The following is a 2,552-nucleotide window of genomic DNA, read 5'->3' as shown; positions in this document are numbered from 1 at the left end:
TGCGCTGGTCAGGCGCGAAGAATTTTCAGCAAAAAATCGAGGAATTTGTTGATTTACCTGAGACACTCATTTCAACACTTAAGCAAGTTAATTTTTTATGAGAAAGCCGTGGTATTTCTCTCATGAGAGAATTCAGTCATGGCTTAGTACCCTGATAAATGTAGAACTAACTGACGCGGCAAACTACCATAATTCACAAAGTCATGATGGCGATAAAATGCCTCTGCTTGTTCATCTTTAGCAGTAACAACGATAGCGGTAACTGCTATTTCAGAACGCAGTGTTCTTTGTATGGCATTACCCAACAGAGCGCTACCAAGACTCTTGCCCTGAAAAATTTTTATCAACTGCTAAAACGCCCCAGCAACGCAACAGGAACAGAGGGGTATCGCGGCAACTTTTTAATCAAATCCTCAGGCAAATCAATAAGGGGAATACTTCCAGCGGCAAGCGTGTAGTACCCTGCTATGGCAGACGTTGCAGAATCAATAGCGACATAACAAGAGGCTGCACGACGACGCATGTCTTGCATGGCTTGTTCGCGAAAATAGCGATCAAGCGCCTCGACACCACACATAAAAGCGGTACGATTATGCTCTTTGCTCAACAGTTCTATACGAAAAGACGGTTTCACTCCGTACCAAACAGCTCGTAATTTTTTTGGAAGGCCTTAAGAAGGGCAGGAGAAGGTGAGGGTGGATTCAGCAATGCTTCGACAAAACGAAGCTGATCTTCATAGGACAAGCGGATTATATTGGTTTCTTCCATCGTTTTATTCGCAGCATCCCTAGCGGCTGCCACGACAAAATCACTGACGCTACGCCCTTGAATTTCGGCGGCACGTCGAACAAGCGCAAGCGTTTCAGGTGCAATTCTAGCTTCAATGCGAGCAGTACGTTGTATTTCGTGCTTCATTACCTTGTCTCATTGTAAACCCATAACTGTTGCGAAATGTACGGTAAATAATTGTACACGTCAACAGAAAAAACGTGTTAAGTAAACAGTATAAATTATTAACTATTTGAATTTTAATTATTTCTTTAGATACTCCATGTGTTTTTTAAACATATATAGATCATATTCTTTTTGACTTGAAAAACCCTGCGTTGCCAAACTTCCATAGGATTATTTAATTCTTTTGCGTTCTGCTCGAGTAACCAATCATGTCCCCAATCATGGCGTAATGCATTAGTTAGAAATCCCGCATAAGATTTATCTGATTTTACATTGGCATAAGCAATATTTCGTTTAACATAATCAACGCCCAATTTTTTTAAATAGCTATCTAAAGCGGCCAAAACAGTTTTTTTAGTCCTATGACTCTCAGGCACCAATAATATTAACTCATCTAAATCGGATGTCATTTGATTAACTTCAGCGTTAATTTCCATGCATTGGCTTATATCAGTTTTTGGAATGTCTCTTGAGTGAATATTAAACCGTACGGCAACAACTCGTCGTCCCATCCTAATTTCATCCATATCAAAATACACATCGGCTTTTTCTGATAATTCTTTTTGAACGGGTCGCAAAATATTAGCTTTCAAATCACTGTATGCTTTATGTGTGTCTTTTGTTAATCCAAGCATCTCACGAAGCGTATCAATTTGTACTTCTCTGTGATTTTTAAATCCATGATATTGTTTTAAAAGCGAATACAATCGTACGCTATATTGGCTCTTAAACTTTAAAATCATTTCTAATTTTAAAGAAGTAAAATTTCCTTTTAAACTCAGTAAATAAGGTTTTAACAAAGGGTCAAAAGATAGATTAACTGTCCCAGAACCCTCAATATACTCTGCTGAAGAAACCCAACCCACCTGAAGCACTCGGCCTGGTTCGGCAATTTCAATAACTCTAGTTAACAAAGAATGTGTTATTTTTTTACATTCTCTATAAGCCGAGTTTTTATCTATCCCCATAAACTCAGCAAGTTCCTTTATAGAAATGTGATAAGGCTTAAAATCTTCATCGTCTGGCTGTATTCTAGCAATCATTGTCAAAATAATTCGCTGCTCTGCTAAAGGCAAATTATATCGCGCCTCAACTAAGTGATTAGACTGTGTAACAATTAATGCAGAAGGCGGTAGTTTCTTTTTTTTTCTTTGTAGTCATAACACCACAACGTTTTATTAATCTGAAAACACAAAAAAAAACAACATAACATATTGAAAATAAAACAAAAATTAGCGTTTTTACCCTTAATTTTAACAGCAAATTCCACAGGTTTAGGTTAAATACCACATAACTAATTGTTTTTTAAGTATAAAAATAAATAATTCGACGATTACTGCGTCCTAAAACTAACCAGTGTGTTCAAGAATTTAGGAAAATAGTGTGAAAATACTCAACTTTATATACTAATTAAATTGCATGCGCTATTAACTTGTTTAATTATAGCAGCAAATTCCACAGGTTTCACAGCAAATTCCACAGGTTTCACAGCAAATTCCACAGGTTTCACAGCAAATTCCACAGGTTTCACAGCAAATTCCACAGGTTTCACAGCAAATTCCACAGGTTTCACAGCAAATTCCACAGGTTTAATCGCG

General features: G+C 37.2%; 5 protein-coding genes. All 5 read right to left on the bottom strand.

Translation table 11 applies throughout. The annotated features are described in order from the left end of the window. Positions 1–143 precede the first annotated feature (143 nt). Complete coding sequence (locus VZ94_RS27435; protein ID WP_204369242.1) at positions 144–347, bottom strand: N-acetyltransferase; 204 nt, start codon at positions 345–347, stop codon at positions 144–146. Further along, entirely contained in the window at positions 344–607 is a 264-nt protein-coding gene (locus VZ94_RS27430) for a hypothetical protein (protein ID WP_204369241.1), read from the bottom strand. The genes VZ94_RS27435 and VZ94_RS27430 overlap by 4 nt, the downstream gene beginning before the upstream one ends. 23 nt (positions 608–630) lie before the next feature. Beyond that, positions 631–915 carry a type II toxin-antitoxin system TacA family antitoxin gene (locus VZ94_RS21170; RefSeq protein WP_045780769.1) on the bottom strand — a complete coding sequence of 95 codons (285 nt, stop codon included), beginning with the start codon at positions 913–915 and terminating at the stop codon, positions 631–633. A 125-nt stretch (positions 916–1,040) separates the two neighbouring features. Further along, positions 1,041–2,072, bottom strand: a complete 1,032-nt coding sequence (locus tag VZ94_RS23925; RefSeq protein ID WP_082081891.1) for a replication initiation protein — start codon at positions 2,070–2,072, stop codon at positions 1,041–1,043. A 281-nt stretch (positions 2,073–2,353) separates the two neighbouring features. Then, positions 2,354–2,552 (bottom strand): hypothetical protein (locus tag VZ94_RS29920; RefSeq protein ID WP_045780768.1); only part of this gene is annotated, 199 nt, incomplete at its 5' end.

Origin of the sequence: Methylocucumis oryzae (assembly GCF_000963695.1) — a bacterium.
GTDB classification, from domain to species: domain Bacteria; phylum Pseudomonadota; class Gammaproteobacteria; order Methylococcales; family Methylomonadaceae; genus Methylovulum; species Methylovulum oryzae.
Note: the sequence above shows the minus strand (reverse complement) of the source record. Positions and strands in the feature narration are given on the sequence as shown.